Here is a 25,391-nt window from a genome sequence, read left to right on the forward strand (position 1 = left end):
TAAGACGCCCAGACGTGCCGAAATTTATACCGTTGATTAATACTTAAGGCATCCTTTTTACTGAGGGGAAGGAGCTGTGTTTAAGATTTATGTGGATCAAGCCATTGTCGTTGAACAAGTAAAAGGGCAGGTGTTTGTTCTTATGCCGGTAGGGGAATATTTTCCTGTTAAGGTAGGTGATGATCTTGCGATAGGAACAACGTTACTTTTTACTGATCGTAGTGAAGTGTTAGTGCATGTCGATGGTACGAATATATGGCTTAATCAACATTGTAAGGCATGCCTTTCTAATAATAAATTGGTTCATTTGCCCTTACCTGAATTGGATTTAGAGCCCAGTATTGCAGCTTTACAAGCAGCAATATTATCAGGTGAAGATCCGACTAAAATTCAAAAAGCAACAGCGGCTGGTATTACAACGGCTGGTATTAAGGATATTAGTTCATCAATTACTGATGGCTTAGTTATTCTTTATGACAATGACCAATTACTTGCAACCGCGGGTTTTAACACTGCATATAATCCAGAAATTAGACGACAAGACGATATCTCGCTTCCTATTTTATCGCCAGACGGTGGTGAATTTTATAATGATGTTTACTTTGTTGAAGGCGATCTGGTTCCTATTACTTATCCCGTTTCTGCTAGTGGTAGCGTTTCAGTTGAAGCTGCCACACTGCCACTTGATAGCAACACGGTAGCCTTCGATAGTTTACAAATTGATAGTTTACTCGCCACGATGAATCGTGAATTATCATCTAACGATCGCCCCATTATTTTTAGTTACGATATTGAAACGAATCAAATCATTGGTCGAAGTGATAAAGGCATTAGCCGTAGCGATGAAAGCATTGTTTTAACCATTGGATTAAGTGCTGAATTATTCAATGGTCGAGATGCTAATGTGATAATGACAGTGACACAGTTTCTTCCTTTAGATCATTTTGCAGGGGAATCTAACCGTGCACCGATTGTGATTAACGGAGAACAAATCCGCCTATCGCTTCCTGTTCAAATTGCAGATACCAACGGTAATCTAACCCAAACCCCAATTAATTTTTTAGCCGTGATAGAAGATGGAAAAATTCCTGGTTTAGGCATTGATAACGGCACTGAATTTACAGAACAAGATAGTGATATTACTACGCCACAAAGTGTTACTGGTGATATTCCTGTTTTTATCGGAAGTGATGAAATTGGTGTAATGACATTCGCCGAGCAGCAACCGTCATTGATTGGACTATTAAGTAATGACGTAGCAACAAGCTTTGCAGTACTAGGGAATAAAATCACAGTAATCAGAGTTGATGATCAGTCACCGGTTTTAGCAATAGAAGTCAGTACTAATGGTCAATATCGTGTGACTCAATATCAAGCACTCAATCAAGATAACGCGCTAGATCAAACACAATTATCCTTATTATTAACGACGACGGATCGAGATGGTGATATCAGTAATGAGGGTGAATTAGTCATTAAGATTAATGATGGTGTTGATCCTGTTTTAGGCATTGATAGCGGTACTACGATCATTGAACAAGACAAAGATATTGCTACGCCCCAAACCGTTTTAGGCAGCATTCCTATCAACGTGGGAAGTGATCAAATCAAGGCGATGTTTTTTGAACCTCAACAGCCTACCCTTGATGGGTTATTGAGTAATAGTAAACCGACTGTCTATCGCATTGAAGGTAATAAAATCATCTTGCAGTTGGCAGATGCACCACAGACTGAAGTATTAACGATTGAGATTAATACGTCTGGCGAGTATAGCGTTACCCAGTATCAGGCACTAAACCAACCTGTTAAAACGAATATAGATAAACTGACTTTAGGCGTTATTGCGATTGATACCGATGGCGATAAAAGTAATGTCGGTGAATTAAATATTACCATTGTTGATGGCCCAGATCCCATTTTAGGTAAGGATATTGCTACTAGTTTTATTGAAACCATGTCACCACAAACCTTTACCGGACAAATTACGGTCGATGTGGGTAGTGATGATATTGCTAGTGCAACTTTCAACCTCGAACAAACCACACTAAACGGTCTAACCAGCAATGGACAAGCAACGAATTATAGTACTGTTGGTAACAAGTTGGAGTTGTTTGTTCCTGCGCAAGGATCATCACCAAAACAACCCGTATTAACTGTGGTATTTGAAATTGATGGTCGTTACACAATAGAACAAAGCCAACCACTAGATCAGAATTTTACGACTAATGTAAATAATCTCGCTCTTGCTGTTATGGTCACGGATGCTGATGGTGATAACAGTAACGTAGGACAACTCATTATTAATATCACTGATGGTGAAAACCCAACAGGCGCGGGCATTACAGCACAAGTAAGTTTAACTGAAGGGGATCTGTCTCCTAAAAATATCGCTGATGCCTACCCTGTTGATGCTTCAAGCTCGTTTACTATCCCTGCGGTGAATGATGATTTGGTTGCGTCAAGTTTGAATATATCATCACGTGTACAAACAGAATTAATCAGTGAGTTAGAGCAGCTCACGGCGACTGGATTAGCCCTACGTTTTACTCTTACAACCAGTAGCGTTGGCCTTGTTACCCTTATAGGGAAAGACAGTACTAATGCGGATGTGTTAATTGTTACTTTTTCACCAACTCAAGACAGCCATAACGTTACTGTCACTATGAATGTCGAGCAGTTAAAGCCGTTAGATCATGATCCAACGGTGTATTCAGGGGGAGAGTATGTCTCTCTTACAAGTAACGGGATAAATATTCGCTTACCACTAGAAATGCATGATAGCGATTTTGATCCTTTAGTCGAACCTGTGAATGCGTTAGTGATATTAGAAGACGGTAAAGCCCCCGTTATCGAAAGCCAAATCAAAACATGGACGGAAGCTTTCTCAGGTACCGTGGCAGAGCCACAATCTATTTCGGGGCAATTAGAGTTTGATGTAAATAGTGATGTGATCAAACAGGTTGTCATTGGTGATATTACAACAGCTTTTGCTGGCTTAACCAGTGATAGTATCGCGCTTGATGCGAAATTTGATGATGGCAAATCCAATCAAATAATGGTGTTTTTAACTGGCACGACAACCCCAGTTTTATCGCTGTCTATAGCCACTGACGGGTACTATAACATCACGCAATATTTACCGATTGATCAACCTGTCACACCTAATACCAATACGATTAGTCTGCCATTTCATGTGGTGGATTTTGATAACGACAGCAGCAATGATGCAACGTTAACTTTAGTGATTACCGATGGTCAAAATCCGACTGGTACGAATATTACTCTTGAAACGGTTGAAGGAGATCTCGCTTTACCTATCCGTGAACCGTCAACTTCGTTATACCCGGTTGAAAGTGAAAAAACCTTATCAATCATTGCGGCAAATGACAGTTTAGTTGCGACGTCATTGGTGATATTACCCGATGTATTAACGGCATTAATCACGGAGTTATCGAGTTTAACGTCATCTGACCAAGCACTAGAAATCAGCCACATCGCAGATCCTATCACTGCGGCGCAAACCATCACCGCAATAGATTCAGTTACTAAGCAAGATGTTTTTATCATCACCCTGACGCCAGCACAAATGGGGCGTGATGTTGATGTGAAAATAGCATGGCAGCAATTACTGCCGCTTGATCATCAAATTGATAGTGGTGGAACATACGTCTTACTCAATAATGATAAGCTTGCTATCGACATCCCATTGATGATGAATGACGGGGATGACGATCCGTTTTCTCAACCCGCCATCGTCACTATCAGCGTTGAAGATGGTGCCGATCCGCTATTTGAAATCGATACTGGAACAACGATAACCGATCCTAAAAAAGGCGCGGTAGCAACAGTGGCAGAAGGTGAAATAGGCTTAGAACTCGGTAGTGATGAGATTAAAACACTCACTTTTGATAGTACGCAAACAGGATTAATCGGTTGGTTAAGTAATAGCGCACCTACCTACGTGGAAGTGCTCGGTAATGAGCTAAATATACGTTTATCTAGCGATGATTCAGTGGTACTGAATGTTGTTATTGAGCTTGATGGTAAATATACCGTCACTCAGCATTTACCTTTAAATCAACCCATCGTATCAAACGAAGATCGCTTAACGTTAGCCGTTACCGCGCAAGATTATGATGGTGATAAAGCGCAAGGTGAGTTGCTTATTATCGTTAAAGACGGTGTTGATCCTGTGTTAGGCACAGATACCGGCACTGATTATACCGAGATCATGACAACCCAAATAGAGCAGGGGCACATTCCTGTTGATGTCGGCAGTGATGATATTGCTAATGCTTATTTTGCTATTGAACAACCTAGCTTGGCTGGCTTAACCAGTAATGCCGAAGCAACAGACTATCGCTTTAACGGAAATGTTTTACAGCTTTATGTTCCGGCTATTGGCAGTACACCTGAGCAAAATGTATTAACCATAACCTTGGATATAAATGGAAGTTATACCGTCGAGCAAAATAGACCTTTAGATCAGAACTTTACAACCAACGTTAATAATCTCGCTCTTGACGTTTTTGTCGTCGATAAAGATGGTGACGACAGTAATATTGGCCAGCTGATTGTCGATATTAATGATGGTGAGAACCCTACTGGTCAAGGTGTCATTGCAGAACTCGATATTATCGAGGGAGATTTAAACCCACCTGTGGGTGGGCAAGGTTATCCTGTTTCATCATCAAGTAATTTTGTTGTTACTGCTGTTAATGATGCTTTGGTTGCTAGTAGTTTAAATTTAACTGATGCCGTGTTTTTTAAATTAGGGGCAGAGCTGCTCAAGCTTACGACAGGTGGAAAAGGCGTTAGATTTGATATCACTAATGCACTGAGTGGTTTAATGACTTTAGAAGTAAAAGAAGCATCAAATAGCGCTGAGGTATTTGAGTTAGTGCTCACACCGATTCAACAAGATGATGATGTCAAAGTAGAAATGACCTTAACTCAATTTCAACCTTTAGATCATGATCCTTCTCATTTTGTCAGTGGAGAATATATTTCATTAGATGACGGAAAAATTGACATTACCATTCCGATCATTATGCATGATACTGACTTTGATCAATTAGTGGATCCTGTTGAGGTAAAGCTGGTTTTTGAAGATGGTGTTATCCCTATTATTAATGAGCAATCCATAACATGGACTGAAGGGTTTGATGGTGCTATTACAGCGCCTCAAGAGGTAACGGGAAGTTTAGTCTATGGCAGTCATAGTGATGAAATAAAACAGGTTCAGTTTATCGAACCAAGTCAGGCGTTTACAGGGATAACCAGTAATGGCACAGCATTAGAAGTGGTATTTGATCCGTCCATACCGAATCAATTTGATGTTCAGTTAGCAGGAACATCAACCCAAGTGTTAAGTATCGCTATAGATCCTGATGGGCAATATACGATTCAGCAATATTTGCCGATTGATCAGCCGCTATTGCCGAATCAAAATGTGGTGAATCTTGATGTTCAATTGATGGATTTTGATGGTGATAAAAGTAATGTTGCGAATCTGCAATTAATCATCAAAGATGGGCTCGATCCTAATGGAATTAATGCTGAATTTAACGTGGTTGAAGGTGACTTAGTCCCACCGACTATTGGGCCATCAACATCGGGAAACCCTGTTACTACAAGCAATACCACAACCATTCCTGCAACTAACGATATATTACTGGCCGATAGTGTATTACTGAGTAGTGACAATATAACGGCAATCAAAACGGCGTTAGAGCAAGTCACATCACAAGGTGATAATACACTTGCTACTATTGTCCAAGATCCCACCAGTAAGATAATTTCAATTACGCTGACTAAAGATAATCTTGCCCAAGACACCATTTTTGAGCTGACTATTACACCTAGTCAAAATGGCCGAAATGTTGAATTACAATCGCAATTAGTTGAATCATTACCCATTGATCACCTTAACGGAGTACTGACAGCAGGGGTAGTGACGATGACCCAAGCTAATTTAGCGATAGGGATTCCGCTTCAGATGCATGATGCCGATGATGATCCATTATTAAATCCTGCAATATTTACCGTGAATATTGCAGACGGTGATTTACCCAGTTTTGGTATTGATGCTGGAACTGAATTTACTGAAATTGATAGCGATAGCGGAAAAATAGCAACCAACATTGGTAGTGATGAGATCATCCACATTGATTTAACAGCGCTTCAGCCAAATTTAACCCACTTAACCAGTAATGGTTACGCAACGGAATATAGCGTAGTCGGCAATACGGTTACTGTGGTAAGGCAAGATGATCCTACGCTTGAAGTATTAACTATTGAATTACTACAAAGTGGTGATTACAACGTCGTGCAATCACAGCCGTTGGATCAGTCTGACACCACCAATAAATTAGCGATTACCTTAGCTGTCACTGCAACCGATCAAGATTTAGATATAAGTCCAACCGATGGTGAAATTAATATCACTATTATTGATGGACTCGATCCTACGGGGAATTTTACCGGCATAACTGATTTAGATGTGATTGAAGGTGATATTAGTGCACCGACAGGTTCGCTTACTGGCTATCCAGTTTCTGATTCGACAACCTTTACATTAACCGCAGGTGTTGATCGTCTAGATCCCGATAAAGTTGGTTTTAGTGCTAATTATCTTACTGATTTACTCGCAGAGTTACGTGCAGAAATCACAGCATTGGGGGGGCAGACACTCGATTATAATTTTGATCCTAGTACCCATGTTTTAACGGCTTCGTATAACAGCCAGACTTATTTCACACTAACCTTATCAGCCGTTAATGTCTTGAATTCTAAAGATGCTGATGTGACGGTAACGTATGAGCAATTCTTACCACTTGATCACAATAGTGGAGGAAATAGTAGTGGCTATATCAATGTTTCAGGTGCTCTCATTAGTATTGATCTCGAAGTCCAAATCCAAGATACCGATGGTGATTATTTAGAAACCCCAGTGGCCGTTATGCTTAATATCAGTGATGGGTTTGATCCGGTAATTATTAATACACAAGATATCACTGTTGAAGAAAGTGATATTCGTGCCGATGGCCCTCATCATCAAGGCTCAACACCTGATGAAGATGGGGACCGCGCGACGGGAACATTAACGATTGATGAAGGCAGTGATTTAGTTCATCAGTACCGTTTAGATACCACGCAATTTACCACTTTAAATTCAACCTTAACAAGCCAAGGACAGGCGGTTACCTTATTTGAGCATTCTGTCGGAACGTACTCAGCATTTGCTGATTCTCGTACGATTTTTACTGTGGCATTTACGGCGGCGGGTGAATATACCGTAAACCTCTTTGGTGCAATTGATCACCCCGATCCCGGTAAAGACAGTAAAGATGTTTTTTTACCTGTGATTGCGATTGATGATGATGGTGATGAAAGTACATTTTCAACCATTAAGCTAACCATTGTTGATGATATTGCCGATGGTCGAAATATCATTATTCAAGCTGATGAAGGACAAGCAAATGTCGTTGGAGAGTCGTTACTGACACAAGCATTAGAAGGTGCAGATGGTGCGACTGTAGTGAGTGTTGTTGATCTTGCAGTAGAGCAACCATTAGTGGGTAACGGTTTTACGGTTATTCCAATTCATCAAGGAGGAGATACCATTTCTCCTGGCCAGCTATTAGGCGAGTTATCGATTAAGCCTAATGGTGAGGTTTCTTTCTCGGCAGCCACTGAAATAACACAGACAGATGAGGTACTGGAATATACGTTTAACTATCGGGTCACAGATGGTGATGATGATACTGAATTACGGACGATTACATTACAAATTGATGATCAAGAAGCCAAGATCATTATCGAGCCCGATCCGATTGTCACTTATGAAGATGTAGGACGAGTAGAAGATCCTGATGAAACGATCATTGCTCCACCAAGTGGGGCGCCTGTATCACTTAAAATTGATATTGGTGATGATGATCGCGGTGAGTTTTTACAACAAGTATTGATCACGATTCCGACAGAGGTACACGGTTCATTTTATTTAAACGGTACCACACTTGCGACCAGTGGAGATGGGTTATCTTATGTTGTGCCTGTCGGCGATTTCACCACGACAGATAATGTAGTACACGAGTTAGTGGGACTCACTTTTATTCCCGATGCTGATTTCTCTACGGCAAATGGCAATTTAGTGTTTGAAGTTAAAGCGCAAGTTGGTGTGACTAGTGGTGCTCCATTGCCTGAAGCGATCACGTCGTTTGAAATTATTGTGGAAGGGATTGCTGATATCCCAACGTGGGATGATACTCAAACGCAAGTACATTACACCATTGATGAAGATTCAACAGGTGTTGATTTGCAGCTTAAAGCCGATCTTAATGATATCGATGGCTCTGAAACATTATCTTATATTATTACGTTAGAGCCAGATGCTGGTGGCAAGATCAATGGTGAGTTGAAAGGAAATAATCTTGTTGATCTTGGTGGTGATCAATATCAAGTATCAGCGGCAGATGTGGGGAGTTTATCTGTCACACCGACAGCGAATTACAGTGGTGACATAAAACTCACGGCCGTGGCGCAAAGTAAAGAAGACGTGGTTTTTGTGACGGGCAAGCAAACCGCTGATTCTGTTGAGCGTGAAATCATTATTAATGTTGAACCTGTTGCTGATGAAACCACATTAAAAGTTACCCGAATTAGTTCTGATGAAGATGTGTTAATTAATCTAAGCGATCACGTGACGTTAACAGAAACTGTAGATAAGGACGGCTCAGAAATAGAATGTGTTCGTTTTTCTAATTTACCCGTGGGGGCACAAATACTACTCAATGGCGCTGTTGTAGTTGAAAGCCCGTCAGGCTCCGGTGTGTATGAGGTTAACTATGCAGATATTGCTAATGTTCAGCTAAAACCAACACCTGAAAGCAATGTTGATTTTGAAATTACAGTGCAAGGTGTTGTGAAAGATAGCGCGAGTTTTACCAATAGCAGTAATGTCGTGGTTAACGCTAATGATGAATATGTCACGGCAACGCAACAGCTTGAAGTAAGCTTAAAAGGCGTGGCTGACGTACCGATATTTGATATCGATATTGATAGTAATGGTAATGGTGTGTTAGATGTCGGTGAGTGGGCTTATATCAACAACGATCCGACACAAGGTATTGAAACCTTAATAGATGAAGACAGTTCAGTCATTTCTGGAATCAGTATTATTAGTGGTGAAACGCCTTTAAAGCAATTAGATGATAACTCTGAAACGTTAAGTGTAGTGTTATCATGTATTCCCGCAGGGGTCACATTAAAAGACGCTGAAGGTAATGATCAAAGTTTAGTGTTTACTGGTTATGATACTGAAGGTAAGCCTGTTTATGAGATTGAACTTTCGTCATTAAAAAATATTGAAATAATACCACCATTAAACAGCACTCAAGATATTGAACTAGAAGCTAAAATATTAGTCACTGAAAATGATGGTGATGTACATAGTTTTGATCGAAAAATTCTGATCAATATTCAGCCTGTTATTGATGCAGATAATTACACCTTAGTCAGTGATAACAATATATTAGAAGATCAAAATAATACGGTGCAATGGCGACCAACTGCAGCACAAGGATTTACTGATAGCAGCGAAACGATTACTCAGATACGTTTTGGTGGTATTCCTTCCGATTACACCTTATTGATTGATGGCATTCCTTTAACATTGGTCGCTGGAGAGATCACATTAACGGATAGTCAACGTGATGAGTTACTTGCTGGTAAACCATTACAACTTCGCGCGCCTCAAAATTCTGATCGTGATTTAACCTTTCAATCTTATTTAACGGTAGCGCAGACGGATAGTGATGGTGAAAATACTGCGATTAAAGAAATCACAGGACAGCTCGTTGTTGATATTCAAGCCGTGGTTGAACCTGATGGTATTCTTGCTGTTCGAGACTCAAGTGACGCGGTCTTAACCATGTTAACCAGTACCACAGGTGGCGTGATTGATCTATCAACAGATGCAGCATCGCTTGGACGTGTCTCCTTTACAGGAGAGAATACCCCAGTTGCTATTGATCATAGTGATGAAGTGATACGGCGTATTGTGGTGAAGTTTCCTCAATCAGTAGCAGAGCCTGGTGATTTTGTTGTGATAGGTGGTATCAGTGATGGAGCTGGGGCATGGACAATACCTGAATCGCAACTCGATAACTTGAAAATCACCGCACCAACGGGCTTTAACTCCACTATCGATATTACCATTAGCGCTGAAGTACAAGATTTAGGTGATAACGGTGAAGGTGATGTCAGTGCACTTGTGCCATTTACCACACCCATCACATTAGATTTTACCCCGAATACCAGCATGATCACTGAGCTTGCAGGGGATATTGTTTTCAATCCTGACGTGGTAACTGGCACTGAAGATAATGTCATTAATCTTGGTGACCAAATTGAAGATAATATCGTTATTGGCTCTGTTAATGGCGAACAAAATCATGACTCAGTGACGATTGTAATTAAAGCGGCGGATCTGCCCAGCGGGGTCACCATCTTAGGGACTAATTTTGACTTCATCGATGGTGAATACGTCATGATAGTACCTGTCGATGGGGCAGGAAAAGTTGATGTAAGTGGTATCTCATTAAATCCTGCAACCGACTTCGCGGGTGATTTTCAATTTGATCTTCACATTGTCAACACCGATACCACCAGTGGTAATACTAAAAATCTTATTAAGCCCGTTACAGTTCGTATAGAGCCTGTAGTTGATGTCCCACCTCATGGCGATCCGACGTTATCACTGGAAGTACTGCGCACAGAGAATCTCGGTGATGACGATCAACCGATTACCAATACAGGTAAGCCTGAAGTCATTAAAAATAATCATGCCTATGAAGATGGCTCGGTTATTTTAGGAATATCAGCGTCGTTAAAAGATATCAGTACCTCATTGACATCAGGGCTTGAAAGCCTAAAACAAGTCGAGTTAACCGTCGATGCCAGCCAAGGTTCCTTCATTCAAACAGATGGAACGGCAGTACAAACGATCACCGTTAATAAAACGGAATTGGATAATATTCCATTTCAACCGGTAAAAGATTTTAGCGGTAATGTATCAATATCAGCGGTTGCTACCGTTGAAGATGATGTGACCTATACCTTAACGACACCAGCAACCGCGCAAGCGACAGGTACGTTTACTGCAACAGTCGATTTTGATGTGATCCCAGTCGATGACCCGGTCAAATTTACAGGTGTTGATACCACCATTAAAGGTAATGAAGATCAGGCGGGTGGTATCAGTCTTGGTAGCATCAGTTTTGATGTCGGAGATACTGATGGCTCAGAGCAAATTATTTCAGCCAAGATCACCAACGTACCTGATGGCTTTGTCTTAACAGGGCCTGTAGGTAATTTAGGGAATGGCGAGTGGAGTGTTACGTTACCTGTCGGTATGCAAACAGGCAGTCTTACTGGGGTTAATATTGTACCTGCTGAAAATTACAGTGGTACATTAGCATTGGGAGTGTTGGTCTTTACCAAAGAGGATTTATTGGATGATATTGCACAAAATACCGCAACCATAAATGTTGATATTCTACCTGTAGGCGACAAAATTGATTCTGATGTAACAACCTCTTATACAGGACAAGAAGATCAGCCTATTACACTGACACTCGATTTAGCAGTAAGAGATAATACGGATAGTATTGTACCGTCACATTCAAATGCAACAGAAAATTCCCCAGAAAAATTGCATGTAGTCGTCACTGATGTGCCTGATTCCAGTCTTTTTGATGCACCAGTCGGCGGCAGTGCAGAAAAGCAACCTGATGGCTCATGGATTATTATTTCAGGTGGTACAACGTTAGATACTTTGGTGTTTCACCCCGGCGATGCGAACGGTAATTTCACCATGAACTTTGACATGCGCTCATCTGATAATGGTGTGCTTGCGACCAATAGTCTTGCTGTGATTCAAACCCTGTCATTTGATGTAGCTGCCGTTAATGATGCGCCAGTAAATACTTTGCCTGCTGGTATTAGTGCCGAAGAGGATATAGGCGTTATTATTTCGGGGATCAGTGTAAAAGATGTCGATGCAACGGAAGATAATGGCAATATGACAGTTAACTTATCGGTTAATCATGGTGCATTGAATGTATTGAGTACCACAGGGGTCACGGTTGATAACAACAATACATCGGATGTTATGTTAACGGGTAAATTAGATGACCTTAATGCAGCATTAGCGGCTGGAATCCATTATCAAAGCGATCCTAACTTTTACGGCGATGATACGTTAAGTATGTTAACCAACGATAACGGTAATTCAGGCTCGGGAGGGGCTAAAACAGACAGTACCCAAACCAGTATTACTGTTGCGCCCAAACCGGATGTACCTATTATTGAGCTTGATAGGCCGCAAACTTCCTCTATTCATACCGTACTTGGAACCATGCTGCCATTAATTGGCATTATGGCGTCGGTGGTTAACCCCGCACCTAATGAACTTTCAATTGTGGTGAGTGGCTTAAATGATGGCGATCTTGTTGATAGTAATGGCACAATCGTTGGCGATCTAATGGCAGCTGGCACCTATCGTGTGCCAGTTAGCCAATTAGATGATTTGTATCTCACTGGGTTATCAACGGGCAGCACCAGTTTAATTGTTGAAGCAGAATCGACCATCGACAGTAATAGTGTTTTATCAGCAACCTCTATTACACTTAATATCAATGTTGGTGAAGATACAACAACTGAGATTGATGCCAGCATTTCACCTAGTGGTCGCGGTGAATTGATTGTTGATGATGATCAAGACCGAACGCTTATCGGCAGTGATGATGACGATATATTTTATGCTGGTGGCGGTAATGATATTTTAACTGGTAATGCAGGGGATGATTTGTTCATCTGGGAGCTGGATAATATTGATGGCAGTATCGATGTCATCACCGACTTTGCATTAGGTGAAGATAAAATAGACTTAACGGATGTACTGGATGATAGTGCAGGTGATGGGTTAAAACTCGACGATTTATTAGCAGGTATTAGTGCTGACGCTTCAAGTGGCAAACTAGAATTGATGATCACCGCATCTAACAGCAATACGCAAACCATCACCTTAGATAATATTCAAGCTGCCGATCTTGGTTTAGCGAGCTCAGCATCAAGTACTCAATTGGTGACGGAATTGTTTAACCAATCAGGGTTTACCACAAGCTAAAAGATAATCCCGTTTTCTTATTTTAAAAAAGAAAAAGACCACTATAACGAGTGATCCTTTTTGAAATTCAATAACAAATAGACGTTTTATGCTTTATTGCTGTGAAAATGAAAACGCTTATGAAAATATTCTTTTAGGTGTTCTTCCATTTCATGTACTTTTGCATCAATCGCATCACACAAGACTTTATCGTTATTCATGGCATTAATACGATCAGTTACCATTGCTTCAATCGCTTCTTTTTGCGCATCTGTTAGTTCTACTGGGTTTGCATTTGTCATTATTTTTTATCCTAGTTATAGCTCGATAGAGCGATAGCAGAAGGGCTAAGTTGCCAAATTTTATTCATAATAGCGATATTGGTCTGGGGTTGGAATAACTGTAATCAGAAATTGCTTATCTGTACATTTCGATTAGTTGTGATTTCAATATCCTCTCAATCCATTGTGTGATTTAACTCTCACTATTGGACTTTATTGAAAGCTTGCGCGTAAAATAGCCGTCCTCACATTTAATGCGGTTATACAAGGTACAATTGTTGATGAGCAATGTTGCGAAAACTAAGAATTTTGAGTTATTGGCACCCGGTGGCGATATCGAATCTATTAAAGCTGCCATTGCTGCTGGCGCTGATGCAATTTATTGTGGTTTAGATAGCTTCAACGCTCGAAATCGAGCCACTAACCTTACCTTTGATGTATTAAGTGGCATTATTCGTTTAGCACATCAGAACAATTGTAAGATTTTTCTTACCTTAAATATCGTCGTATTAGATAGTGAAATTCCTGCGGTTATTCGCTTATTGAATAAGTTGGTGAACACCAAGGTTGATGGTGTGATTTTGCAAGATTTAGGCTTGTTCCACATCATTAAAGAATATTTTCCAACTTTAGATGTCCATGCTTCAACTCAAATCAATACCCATAACGATGGTCAAATTCTGTTTTTAAAACAGCTTCAAGCAAGCCGTGTTAACTTATCTCGTGAATTGAACATTCGTGAAATTAAGCATCTGGCTCAATTTGGACATCAACATGATGTCCTTATGGAGGTGTTTGTTCATGGTTCTTACTGTATCGGTTTCTCTGGTTTGTGTTACATCAGCTCAGTGAAAAATGGTAACTCGGGTAACCGTGGGCGTTGTAGTCAACCATGCCGTGATCAATACCAAACCACTGCCGCTGGTAAAGATTTCCCATTAAATATGAAAGATAACTCAGCTTTTTCGAATATGGTTGAGTTGGCTGATGCTGGGGTATATTCACTGAAAGTGGAAGGGCGAATTAAAAAATCACACTACGTGTATACCGTGGTCGATCAATGGCGTCAGCAAATCGATCGTTACTGTGAGCAAAAGCCGTTACTAACTGATACAACGTCACTGTTTACGGTCTTTAACCGCGATTTTTCTAACTCGTATCTCCAAGGTGATATCAATAAGAGCATGTTTATTGATAACCCTCGTGATAACTCTGTGAGTCATTTTACTCAGGTCTATCAAGCAACCACAATTGATGCAGTAAATGGCGTAAAACAGAAATTGTACGATGACAAAACAGCGATTATTAATACCGTTGAAGATGTCACGAAAGCCATGGATGTTAGCTCGCTACCCATGACCATGATTTTTAGCGGTAAAGAGGGTCAATGTTTAACGGTAATAGTGACAACGCCTGATCAAACGATAGAGTTACAATCAGAGTCAGCACTTATTCGTGCACAAAAACACGTATTAACTCATGAGTTATTAGAAAAACGTTTTCAAAGTTTGGCTAATGAAGGTGAGTATCAGATCACCCATGTTGATATTTCAGGATTAGCCGAAAATACGTCAGTTCCTTTTACGGAATTAGCACAATTAAAAGAACAAATTGGTTATCAGTTAAATGGTGAAAAAGCGTTAGTAGCGCCGATTGATACGCCAAAGCCACGTAATAGTATCAATCACCGTAAACCAACAGGGATCACGCCAGAGCTGGCGATACTAATTTCTGATCCAAGTGATGTGGTATTAAATCAAGATAATAATGCCGTGCTGTATTACACCATTCCTGAAGGTTTAGCGATGGAATTGGAAAAAACGGTAGCATTATTTGAAGCGCATTCTCATCTTGTGCCATGGTTCCCAGCAATTTTAATTGGTGAAAATTACCAAGCGGCAGTGGCGTTTATTGAGCGTGTGAAACCTAATTGTATTGTGACGAATAACAGTGGTATTGCGCATGTGGCTTATCAGCAGGGTATTGATTGGATTGCAGGGCCTTACTTGAACTTAACTAACTCATTTAGCCTACAGTGCATTGCTGATGAATTTAATGCGAAGGGGGCATTCGTTTCTAACGAGATCAATCGTAAGCAAATTAACCCAATGGTATGCCCTGAAAACTTTGAATTACATTACAGTATTTATCATCCATTAATGATGTTAATGAGCCGCCAGTGTTTATTCCATCAAACCGTAGGTTGTAAGAAAAAGCATTTTGATAATAAGTGCCTACGTAAGTGTGATAAGTCAGCGTCTATCTTGAGTTTAAAAGACGCCTCGTTTGTATTGGATAAACAAAGAGGCGCGCATAATGCGCTATATAGCCAGCAAAACTATATGAATTTACAGGCGGTTACAGATTTTCCTGATAAGTTTACTCGCTTTATGATCGATCTCCGTGATATTAAAACGGAAACGGAAGTAAATGCTGATAAAGCAATGTTAGTCTCTTTGTTTAATGCGTATATTCATGGTGATATCAATGCGAGAGCAACATTAGAGCAAACCATTATTGGCACTATTTCTCAGCAATATAAAAAAGGTCTGTGATTCAGATAAATAGGATATTTCATGGTAGATGTAAAAATTGTTGCTTTTGATGATGCGAATAAAGAGAGTATTCGCTTAGTACGTGAGCAGGTGTTTATTAAAGAGCAACAAATTGATCCTGAAATTGAGTTTGATGGCTTAGATACACAAGCGGTGCATGTACTTGTGGTCGATGGTGAACAGCCATTAGGCACGGGGCGCATTCTTGCTGATGGTCATATCGGTCGTATTGCTATCATGAAGGCTGCACGTGGGCAAGGCTTAGGTGTCAAAGTCGTCCAAGCTTTAGTGAACTATGCTAAACAGCAAGGTTATCCCCGAGTAGACTTAGGCGCGCAAACCCATGCTGTCGATTTTTACCGTAAACTGGGTTTCACTCCATACGGTGATGAATTTATGGAAGCCAATATTCCTCATCAGTCAATGGAAATGCTATTTTCTTAGCCATAAATAGATATAGTGATGATCAAATAAATATAAAGGGTTGCGATTTATCGCCACCCTTTGTTTTTGTTTTTTATATTATCATTCAGCTGAATGTAAATAACTGTAAAGCAACATAGCTCTGACTTACCCTCACAAATATCCTTGTTAATATATAATTCTTTATAGGTATGTTTAGAGGTGCTGGCAATTAAGATAAGCGCCTTGCTTATATTGTTTAATTTCCAGATAAGTAGATGATGATGAAACATAAATACATTCCAGTTATAGTCTTCGCTGCTGTAAGTATTATGCTTATGGGTTGTAACCAAGAGATCCTGTCCGACTCTTCTCCTCATAAACAGCATTCATCGAAGGTCGTTCAAGTAGAGACCCAGCCCGTAACAGCTCGCACGTTGACGGAGCAGGTCATGGGCTATGGGGTAGTGAAAAGCCATAATTCGGTTGCGCTAAAAAGTTTAGAGACGAGTCAAATAACCGCTATCTACTTCAAGGCTGGGGAAGCAGTTAAGAAAGGCCAGCTATTAGTGCAGTTTGATCCTTCGTCGGCTAAAGCAAAAGTTGCACGAGATCAGGCACAACTTAACGCCACTAAACAAACATGGCTACGACAAAAAGAGTTAGTGAACAAAGGTGTCGTTGCGCGAAGTGCTTATGATGACAGCGAAAGTGATTATAAACAGGCCTTAGCGCAACTAGAGCAAGATGAATCTCAACTTACAGAGTTGGCAATCAAAGCGCCATTTGATGGTGTGATCAGTCAAACTGATTTTCATGTTGGCGACGTGGTAACTGTGGGTAATACCCTTGCAACCTTGTACACCCCAGATCAATTGTCGATTGAATATCAACTGCCAGCAGCACAAAAACAAGATTACCGTCTTGATCAAACCGTGACGGTTTATTCAGAGCTTACACCTTCTAAATATGCTCACGGCACGGTAAGTTACGTGTCGCCTAATATTGCAATGGGCCTTGTGACTTTAAAAGCGCAGTTACCAGACGCGAAACAGTTTTCACCAGGGCAAAACGTGAAAGTTGTTCAGCAAACACGACAATTACTTCAGCAAGTTACGATTCCCACCTCATCACTTATCACCAATATTCAAGGCGCACAGGTATTTATTGTTGTGAACAATAAAGCCAGATTACGCGATGTTAAAGTCGGTCAGTACTACGACGGTTATGTACAGATTCTGTCTGGGTTAGCGGTAGGAGATCAATTAGTGATTAATGGACAAAACTACCTACGAACTGACCAAAAAGTGGAAGTCACGTCCGCGCAACAGACAACGACACAATCATCATTACAGTCAGTAACGGCAGGTAAAAAATGAAATTAACGGAGCTGTGTTTACGCCGTCCGGTGTTATGTACTGTCTTGTGGTTGATCCCTGTATTCATTGGTCTGATTTTTTGTCAAAAATTGCCTTGGCGCTATACCCCACAAATCAGCCAATCCAAAATTCAAGTTACCGTCCATGATAGTGCGTTAGCGGCACAAAATATGATGACTGAAGTGTTGATCCCGATTCAAAATGCTATTGCTGGTACAGAGGGAATCAGCCATTTATCAGCGACTGCACGTCAAGGGCGAGGCAATATCATTATCGATGTCGCATCGAGTGTTGATGACAGTGAAATCGATACCTTAGTCAGTGAAATTCATAATGATATTGGTAATATTGAAAACAAGTTACCTGATGATATTTCGCCGAAAGTGACCAAATCAGACGATCAGGGAATGCCTGCGATGTTGATTGGTTTAACACCGGGCCCTCATCAAGCGGAATATGAATTTCATCAGTATGGTATTGATACGCTATTACCTCAATTAGAACAATTACCTGCCGCAGGCGCGGTAAGTGTAGCGCCAAGCTCTAGTCAATCAGTGTTGATCACCCTAAATCCCGATAAAGTGTATTACTATGGTTTGACGCTGAATAATGTGATTAACAAAATCACTGACGTAAACAGCATTACAGCGATCAGCGGAAAAACATCCGGTACAGAAAGCCAGTATCAGTTGGTCTCAACTGGGGCGATTTCAAGTCTTGATGATATTAAAAAGACCATTATTGCGACTTATCAGCAGCAACCTATTCGATTAGATCAAGTGGCAGATATCACGATTGGTACGCCAAGTAGCCAACGTGAAGTGAAACCGCTGGTGGATTTCTCGAAGAAAAATGCCATGTTGTTTGTGTTAAATCCTCAGTACACCGCAACGGCAAACCCACTGGTACTCTCTGAACAAGTTCACGGCTTGTTAGATTCAATGACCTTACCAAGCGGCATGCAAGCGAAAGTCTTGCTGGATAAATCGACCTTTATTATTACCGCACTAGAAGATGTGTATATTGCGATCGGTCTAGCGGTAATACTGGTTGCGGGTGTTATCTGGTTATTCCTTGGTAATTTGCGTATTGCCTTGATTCCAATTGTGACTATTCCTGTCTGTTTATCCTGTTCGTTCATCATTCTTAAATTGGCAGGTTTTAGCATTAACTCTTTGACACTCCTTGCGATGCTATTGGCGGTAGGGCTGGTGGTGGACGACGCTATCGTAGTGGTCGAAAATGTCCACCGTCAATTACGTTTCCATGATTCCGTATTTAAGGCAACAGTCATTGCGTGTCGCCAAATCGGTTTCGCGATTATTGCTACAACCTTAACTCTGGCTGCGGTTTATATACCGGTAGGTTTAGTCGATGGGATTACTGGACAATTGTTCCAGCAGTTCGCTTTTACTTTAGCGGGAACGGTGATTATTTCTGGTATTGTAGCGCTGACATTATCACCCATGATGTGCAGCAAAATGATGAATCATAAACCTGCAGGGCGTTTTGAAAATGGAGTGAATAAACAATTAGATCGCTTATCTAATGCTTATCATCGAATGCTATCAGTCACCATTGATTGGCGAAAAACGACCTTATTAGTGATGGTCGTTGTTTTGGCTAGTAGCTATTGGCCATTTACCCAAACGCCATCAGAAATGCTACCAGATGAGGATTCAGGGCAAATATTTTTATTTCAGCCCTTGGTGGGAAGTAGCGACGACACCAGTCAGCAAAAAATGATCGATAACATGAATACGCAGCTTAAGCATATTCCTGATATTGCGCATGTTGCGATTCTTGCTAGTACTGATTTTATTCGTGGTTTTGTGACCTTAAAACCGTGGCAAGAACGTGATTTATCAGCACAGAAAATCAGTGAAATGATCAATGCGCGATTAAAAGCAGGTGGCAACCGTGTTTATACCGGCGTTATTCCTGCAATTGAAACAGGTGGTGGTCGTCGTGGTAACAGTGGCGGTATCGATATCAATGTCAGTAGTAGTGTTGATGAGCAAGTGCTGGCAAAAGAGCTGACCGAAGTGACTTATAAAATCCAACAGTCACCGTTATTTTCTAATGCGCGTAGTAATCTTAAATTCGATCAGAACCAATTTAAGATTAATATTAATCGCGTATTAGCTTCACAATATGATGTGCCGCTCCGCAATATTCAGCAAATCCTCAAGTTGGCAATGAGTGGTAAGAGTTTCAGTAATGATATGAGCTATCAAGGAACCAATTATCCGCTTCATGTACAGTTGGAATCCTTGTTTACTCTGACGCCTGATTCATTAAAACAGCTGATGATTGCTAATAAGAAAGGGCAATTAGTGCCGATGTCTGCGTTGATTAGTATAGAGAATGAAGTAGGGCCACGCTCACTTGAGCAATATGACAGGGCGACCTCTGCCTCACTGGCTATTCGATTGGCTGATGGTGTCAGCATGGGTGAGGGCATTGCTGCCTTAAACCGTATGCTGCCAGATATTTTACCCACGAATGCTAATTACACCTATGTGGACGAAGCCAAACAGTACCTTGATGCAAACCAACAAATGCTGTTTGTATTTATCGCTGCATTAATCTTCATCTATATGGTATTGAGTGCGCAATTTGAGAGTGTCGTCGATGCGTTAGTGGTCATGCTATCACTCCCCATTACATTATCAGTGGCGCTATGGGCGTTGTATTTTAGTGATTTCACCTTAAATGTGTATTCACAAATAGGCTTAGTGACACTGATAGGTTTGATTTGTAAACACGGTATCTTAATCACTGAGTTTGCTAATGAATTACAAGCCGAAGGGTTAGCACCGCGAGAAGCGATCCTCAAAGCGACCAAAACCCGTTTGCGTCCAATATTAATGACTTCACTGACAATGATATTAGGCTCGTTACCATTATTGTGGGAATCAGGGCCGGGAGCTAATGCGATGGGCTCACTGGGGATCATTATTATCGCTGGTATGGCACTAGGTATTGTTGATCCATTATTTGTCGTGCCAAGTGTGTATTTGATGGTGCAAAAATTAAAGCGCAAAAAGAACATTAACGCTCACGAATCTTAACGCATCAGTGGTGCGTTAGAGATAAAGAAAAACGCAGCCAAGTTGGCTGCGTTTTGTTTTTATTATCTTGTCACCGAAAATATTTCAGCGTTTAAAGTGAATGGGTTCAATCACTCTTTTTTTGCATTCTCTTTTAAGAAATCCAGTACAAGCTTACGGTCTTTATCGTTTAGACCTGCGCGTGGGAACATACTTGTTGTAATACCTTTCCACTGCTTGTAAGTGAAGTCACTTGGGTGTGGTGCTGCGTGACATAGAGTACAGCTACCGTAGAACAGTTTCTCACCCGGTGATTGCTGTGGACCTTGCTCTGCTGCAACCGCTTTTAAGCGCTTACCTAATTGTAGTGACCAAATATCCACTTGGAATTTAGACTTAACAATTTGCGGTGGCTCATACGCTTTGTTTGGTGTTAGTACATCAGTACATTTCTTGAAGTAAGCCAAACAGGTATTAGCACTGGTTGCCTGTGCTAAACCACTACTTGTTTTACTGCTGGTTAGCATGTTGATAGAGCCGGAGTTACAACGGCCTTTCTCATCAAGCTGTAGCCATGCACCTTCGTGAATGTAAATAACACCTGGCATTGCTTCATCAGTAATGCGTGCACCCGCAAGTAGCGCACCACGGTCGTTGTACACTTCAATCACATCGCCATCTTTCACGCCACGTGCTGCCGCATCATCTTTGTTGATAAGCACAATCTGACGACCATCAACAGACTCGTAGCTATTCACATCAGCGTTAGCCATTTGTGAGTGTAGACGCATCCATGGGTGTGGGCTTAGTACGTGAACCTGATCTTTCTTCGCATTACCTAACCATTCAAATGGGGGCATCCATTGTGGCATGGGTGGACACTCAAAGGCTTTAAACTTCGCAAGTGTTTCACTGTAAAGTTCGATCTTACCACTTGGCGTATGAAGTGGGTTTTTCTCAGGATCGGCGTAGAAATCACCATGACGAACAAAGCTGTTAGCATCAGCAGGTGTTGATAGGTGAGTAATGCCGTTTTGCCAGAATGTTTTGAAGTCATCTGTCGCATCAGAAGCTTCGTAAGAGGCTCTAATGTGTTGGTACATGGTTTTACCGTCAGTAAACTCTTTATGTACGTTAAACATGAAGGCAAGACGAGAGAAGATTTCGTAATCGTCTAGGCTTTCACCTACAGGCTCAACCACTTTACGCATCGCATAAATTTTGTTGTTGCTGTAAGTACCACCAGAAGTGATGTCGTCACGCTCAAGTGTTGTTGTTGTTGGGAGCACGATATCTGAGTATTTCGCCGTTGCACACCACCAAGGGTCTTGACATATAATGGTGTCAATATTCTCGTTAAGCGCTTGGATTAACTCATTAGTATCTTGCTGGTGCGAAAGAAGGTTGTTACCTGCGTTATAGATCAATTTCGCTTTTGGTAACGTTAGGTTCGCGCCATCACGGGTGTAGGCTTTACCTGGGTTTTTCAACATATCTGAAATCATAACAACCGGACATGTTTTAGTGATTGGGTTACGACCTTGAGATAGACCGATAGGCATACGCTTACCAGACGTTGGCATACCACCGTTACCATAGTGCCAGCTAAAGCCTGTCCCTTCACCCGGCTTACCAATCTTACCTGCAATCGCTGCAAAGTTGATGATAGACCAGTGGATCATTTCACCGTGATCAGCACGTTGTAGTGCCCAACCCGCTGCGATTTGAGTACGTTTAGTTACACAAAGCTCTGCAATTTCAACGATTTTAGCGGCAGGAAGACCAGTGATCTTTTCTGCCCACTCTGGTGTTTTCTCAACACCGTCTTCTTTACCCATTAGGTAATCAAGGTATTTATCAAAACCTACAGTGTACTTATCTAAATAAGCTTGATCGTTCTTACCTGTTTTACATAGGTGGTAAGACATCGCAGTAAATAGCGCCGTATCCGTATTAGGACGGATATTGATCATTTCACTGTCAAGAGCTTTGTCCGTTTGGGTTTTCTGAGGGTTAATAGAGATAAACTTAATGCCTTTCTCTTTAAACGCTTCCCAGTGCTTTTGCATTGAGTGGTCTGCAACACGGAATTCAACACGGTTTGTTTTCCAAGGATCACAACCAATGAATAGAACAGCTTCTGTATTATCTTCTATGATTTTCCACGCGGTTTGTGGTGAGTACACTTCCATATCACCAATAACGTGAGGAAGAATAACTTCAGATGCACCAGCTGAGTAGTCACCCGCACAGATACTTTGACCGCCAATAAGGTTAAAGAAACGACCTTGTAGGGTTTGTGGACGGTTAAGGCCACTGTGAGACCAACCACCGTAAGAAGAACTGAATACCGCTTCATTACCGTGATTTTCGATTGTACGCGCAATACAGAAAGCCGCTAGGGCAATTGCCGTGTCCCAATCAACACGAACAAACGGTTCTTTACCACGTAAATGCGGATTGTGATTGCCTAATGGATCTTCAAGCAGAGACTTACGCACCATAGGGTATTTAATACGTGTGTCAGAATAAGTACGGCTTAACACACCTTTAGTCAACATTTCTGTTGGGAATGGGTCAACGTCGTTCAGTGGTTGAACGCCAATTAACTTACCTTCTTTAACAACCGCTTTAAAAGGACCATAGTGAGATGCAGATGGAATAACTTGCGTGTCAGCCGCAAATACCTTGCCTGCAGGAAAAAGTGTGAGTCCGTTGGCAGCAATTGCGGTTGCTACCGAACCTTTTAAAAAGTTTCGACGTGATAGGGTCATGATTATATTCCGAAGACAGTCCGAGTTATAAAAAATTAAGGCAAAATATGCGCCCAATATTTATTCGGTATTGATGCCTATTTTTTTAATAATTCTTGATAGGCTACACGGAAATGAGAAATATATTATAGGGCCAAATGGAAAGTAAGTTTTCAAAAAAGATCACCTAAGTTTAATATGTTTAATGGTCGATATAAATCCTAGAATATTTAGCGCATTAAGCAAAGGTTAATTGAAAATCATTATCAATAGCGACCTTGTTAAGATGGTATAATAATAATTGTGACAAGCATTAACCTGACAATTAGTTGATTATTAATAGATAAATGTGATTTTGTTTCAATAATTCTTGATTGTGTTACAAATAGTAAAAGACTATTGACAGATAAAAAACATTTAGATCTCTAAATAATTTAGGTTAATAATCAATCACAAAATCAACGTAATGAATTATATTAATAAAAATTTATTTTTTATTAATAACTCGCATTGCCGTATTCATATTCGACTGCTATTTTTGTACGTAACATTTTCTTTTAACGTCATTTTGACGTTTAATTCATTTTGGAACATCAATGAAGAAGCTCTGGCACTTTCTTATAAAGCCAAGCAGTCGCTATTCCGTTTTAGCAATTGCTGTTGTTTGTGTATTAATTACACTTGCAGGCGTATTTACTTTCCACAAATCGATTGAATTCACTTCTACTAACGAGTTTTGTACTGCTTGTCACTCGATGAAGGAAAACTACAACGAATATAAAACAAGCATTCACTTTAAGAACGCTTATGGTGTTCGTGCACAGTGTCGTGATTGTCATATTCCTGAAAATAACCCAATTGCTTTCATGAAGGCGAAATTGGGCGGTATTGGTGATATCTATAGTGAGTTCATTAGTAAAGATATCGATACACCGAAGAAATTCGAAGAAAATCGTCTACGCATGGCACAGAATGTTTGGAAGATGATGAAAGAGACCAATTCAGCGACGTGTAAGAGCTGTCACTCTTACACTGCGATGGATCATGCTAAGCAATCACCAGCAGCAGCGGCTGCAATGACAGGCGCTGCAGCGAAAGATATGAACTGTATCGAGTGTCACAAAGGTATTGCTCACCAGTTGCCACATATCAACAACGATTTCCAAGCAACGTTTAAGCAATTAAGCATTAATGCAGCGAAAGCGCCTGAAGCGACAACACTTTACTCTCTAACATCTAAGCAGTTGTTTGTGAAAGATGCAGCTTCTGATGATGCACAAGGTCAATTGTACCCAGCATCAGAAGTGAAAGTTGTTGGCCAAAGCGGTGACATGCTAAAAGTTGAACTAACCGGTTGGGAAATCAAAGGTTCAACAACTGGTATGTTAGTTCAAGATATGGCGAAACAAATCCAAACCGCGTCTATTGATCCTGAACTACAAAAAACACAGAAAGTGTTGAACACACAAACAGCGACTGATGGTCAAGTATGGCAGCAAGTACAAGTTGAAGCGTGGATGACACAACGTGATATGCTTGCAAGCATCAAGCCTATTTGGGGTTACGGTAAAGAAATCCTAGATGCAAGCTGTAACCAGTGTCACGCAACGCCAGAACCAAAACACCTAACTGCAAACGCATGGGTTGATGGCCTAAAAGCAATGCAACAGTACTACACACTTGATAAGAACGAAGAGCGTGTATTACTTAAATATCTACAAGCTCACGCTAAAGATGCACCAGCAGAATCAGCGGCAGAGCAAGCAACTGAGTAAGATCACTTGCTAAAAAATAGAT

Annotated in this window: 8 protein-coding genes; 6 read left to right on the forward strand and 2 right to left on the reverse strand. The window is 40.8% G+C overall.

Going from position 1 to position 25,391, the window contains the following annotated elements:
* Positions 1-76: 76 nt before the first annotated feature.
* Positions 77-13,192 carry a retention module-containing protein gene (locus tag C9J41_RS04045; protein WP_146151673.1) on the forward strand — a complete coding sequence of 4,372 codons (13,116 nt, stop codon included), beginning with the start codon at positions 77-79 and terminating at the stop codon, positions 13,190-13,192.
* A gap of 86 nt (positions 13,193-13,278) precedes the next feature.
* Here C9J41_RS04045 and C9J41_RS04050 read toward each other — a convergent pair whose 3' ends face one another.
* On the reverse strand, positions 13,279-13,473 hold the full coding sequence (locus C9J41_RS04050) for a hypothetical protein (RefSeq protein WP_107206230.1): 195 nt from the start codon (positions 13,471-13,473) through the stop codon (positions 13,279-13,281).
* A 260-nt stretch (positions 13,474-13,733) separates the two neighbouring features.
* On the opposite strand from C9J41_RS04050, the gene C9J41_RS04055 reads away from it, so the two are divergent.
* The 4 genes from C9J41_RS04055 to C9J41_RS04075 all read left to right on the forward strand — a co-directional run bounded on the left by C9J41_RS04055 (position 13,734) and on the right by C9J41_RS04075 (position 20,862).
* Complete coding sequence (locus C9J41_RS04055; protein ID WP_107294246.1) at positions 13,734-16,007, forward strand: peptidase U32 family protein; 2,274 nt, start codon at positions 13,734-13,736, stop codon at positions 16,005-16,007.
* A gap of 21 nt (positions 16,008-16,028) precedes the next feature.
* A complete protein-coding gene (locus C9J41_RS04060) occupies positions 16,029-16,451 on the forward strand; it encodes a GNAT family N-acetyltransferase (RefSeq protein WP_107294247.1) in 423 nt (140 codons plus the stop codon).
* A gap of 236 nt (positions 16,452-16,687) precedes the next feature.
* Positions 16,688-17,788: an efflux RND transporter periplasmic adaptor subunit gene (locus C9J41_RS04070; protein WP_233220382.1), complete on the forward strand. Its 1,101-nt coding sequence runs from the start codon at positions 16,688-16,690 to the stop codon at positions 17,786-17,788.
* On the forward strand, positions 17,785-20,862 hold the full coding sequence (locus C9J41_RS04075; RefSeq protein WP_107294250.1) for an efflux RND transporter permease subunit: 3,078 nt from the start codon (positions 17,785-17,787) through the stop codon (positions 20,860-20,862). The genes C9J41_RS04070 and C9J41_RS04075 overlap by 4 nt, the downstream gene beginning before the upstream one ends.
* 110 nt (positions 20,863-20,972) lie before the next feature.
* Here C9J41_RS04075 and C9J41_RS04080 read toward each other — a convergent pair whose 3' ends face one another.
* Positions 20,973-23,615, reverse strand: a complete 2,643-nt coding sequence (locus tag C9J41_RS04080; RefSeq protein ID WP_107290524.1) for a molybdopterin-dependent oxidoreductase — start codon at positions 23,613-23,615, stop codon at positions 20,973-20,975.
* 575 nt (positions 23,616-24,190) lie between these two features.
* Between C9J41_RS04080 and torC the strand changes: the two genes are divergently transcribed.
* On the forward strand, positions 24,191-25,369 hold the full coding sequence (gene torC / locus C9J41_RS04085) for a pentaheme c-type cytochrome TorC (protein ID WP_107245953.1): 1,179 nt from the start codon (positions 24,191-24,193) through the stop codon (positions 25,367-25,369).
* Positions 25,370-25,391: the final 22 nt, after the last annotated feature.

It is taken from the genome of Photobacterium sp. GB-50 (assembly GCF_003026755.1).
Taxonomy (GTDB): Bacteria; Pseudomonadota; Gammaproteobacteria; order Enterobacterales; family Vibrionaceae; genus Photobacterium.